Below are 1,873 nucleotides of genomic sequence, written 5' to 3'. Positions count from 1 at the left end.
ACCCCGGTCATCGCCGCCGGACAGCGCGTGTTTGGCGAGAATCGGGTGCAGGAGGCCAAAGGCAAGTGGCCGGCGTTAACGTCCGTTTACCCCGATATCGCGCTGCATCTGATCGGGCCGCTGCAATCCAACAAGGCGAAAGAGGCGGTCGCGCTGTTCGACGCCATCCATTCGGTTGACYGCCCGAGCATTTGCCAGGCGTTAGCCAAGGAAATTGAATCCCAGAAGAAACATCCGCAGCTCTTCGTCCAGATCAACACCGGCGAGGAGCCGCAGAAGGCCGGCGTCGCGCCCGGCGAGGCCGATGCTTTCCTCGCAAGCTGCCGCGACACTTATGGGCTGACGATCTCCGGGCTGATGTGCATCCCGCCGGTCGACGAGCCGCCGGCGGCGCATTTCGCGCTGACCGCCAAGATCGCCGCGCGCAATGGATTGAACAATCTCTCGATGGGCATGAGCGCGGATTTCGCCACCGCCATCATGCTAGGTGCCACGCATGTGCGCGTGGGCAGCGCGATCTTCGGGCATCGGTGATTGCCGTAAGCGAGGGCCGGGAGCCATACAAGCTCTCAAATTCGTCATTGCGAGCGTAGCGAAGCAATCCAGAGTTCCTCCGTGGAAAGATTCTGGATTGCTTCGCTGCGCTCGCAATGACGCGTGGAGAGAGATGGGCTCGCAATGACAGCAGCGTGTGCGCCGTCTACGCAAACCCCACTGACGCCTTCCCCAACACGCCGAAATCCACCGCCAGGTGATCGCCGGCCTGGATCGGCAGCGGCGGATGGCATGTGCCTGTGGTCACCACCTCCCCTGCCCGCAAGGTGATGCCGAGCCCGCGCAGTTCGTTGGCGAGCCAGGCGAGCGCAACGCGGGGATCGCCGAGCACGTTCTTGCCGTGGCCGATATAGCGCTCGCCGCGCAGCGTGATCTGCGGCCGTTCCGCGACGAGATCCATTGTGCGCCAGTTCGCAGGCGTCGCTGCGCCCAGCACGAACAGATGCGCGCAGGCATTGTCGGCGATGAGCTGCGCCTCGCCGGCGGCGGCGAAATCGGCGAAGCGCGAATCCGGAATCTCGATCGCAGGATGCAGGCTGTCGACGGCGGCCAGTACCTCGTCGACGGCAAACGGTGCCGCGCGCGGCGCCAGATCGCGTCCCATGCGGAAGCAAAATTCCGGCTCGCCGACGCGCATCGCGTTGCCCTTCATCGACGCGGTGCCGCCGTCGGCAATCAATGTGTCGCTCATGATGCGCCCGGCCAGCGGTCCCGTAACATTGATGTGCTTCTGTCCGGACAAGCTCGTTGCCGCGATCTTCCAGCCGAACAGTTTTCCGGGCGATTGCGCTTCGAGTGCGGCCTGAACGGCGTAGCCCTCGGCGCGGGTCTGCGGCCGCAGATGTCTCTCCAGCGCGTCGAGCTTGGTGCCGTCACGCCAGTGTTGGACGAGGACCCGCGATGCGGCGGCGATCTGATCCTTCTCGAGCATGTGCCATCACCCGATGATGATTCTTGTTCGCGGGCCCAGCCGCCGCAGCAATTGCAGCATCGCGGATTTGGTCATCGTGACGCAGCCCGCGGTCGGGCCGAAATTGTCGCGGGCCAGATGCAGGAACACCGCGCTGCCGCGGCCGGCGATACGCGGGCGCGTGTTGTGGTCGATTTCGATGATGAAGTCATAGAGATGGTCGGCCCGCTTGAGCCGGTCACCGCCCTGCCCCTCGCCGAGCCGGATTCCCTGGTTGTAATGACGATCCCGGGGATCCTCGCACCAGGCGTCCTCGCCGGTGATGATCCGCACCGGCAGGAAGGTCTGCGGCCGGCTGTGCCGGTCGCCCCGCCACCACAGTCGCCGCGGCCGGAAGCTGCCCTTGGG

3 protein-coding genes are annotated in these 1,873 nt (G+C 65.1%); 1 reads left to right on the top strand and 2 read right to left on the bottom strand.

Annotated features, from left to right (window positions below; all coding sequences use genetic code 11):
* Positions 1-534 (top strand): YggS family pyridoxal phosphate-dependent enzyme (locus AC1D00_RS39240; protein WP_477014373.1); only part of this gene is annotated, 534 nt, incomplete at its 5' end.
* A gap of 166 nt (positions 535-700) precedes the next feature.
* On the opposite strand, the gene AC1D00_RS39235 is transcribed toward AC1D00_RS39240, so the two are convergent.
* Both AC1D00_RS39235 and AC1D00_RS39230 read right to left on the bottom strand, forming a co-directional pair.
* The gene (locus AC1D00_RS39235; RefSeq protein WP_477014372.1) at positions 701-1,486 is read right to left on the bottom strand and encodes a 2-keto-4-pentenoate hydratase; all 786 of its coding nucleotides are present in this window, start codon (positions 1,484-1,486) and stop codon (positions 701-703) included.
* Positions 1,487-1,492: 6 nt separating this feature from the next.
* On the bottom strand, positions 1,493-1,873 hold a 381-nt coding region (locus AC1D00_RS39230), incomplete at its 5' end, for a L,D-transpeptidase family protein (RefSeq protein ID WP_477014371.1).

This window comes from Bradyrhizobium sp. P2_E8, assembly GCF_056403875.1.
Note: the sequence above shows the minus strand (reverse complement) of the source record. Positions and strands in the feature narration are given on the sequence as shown.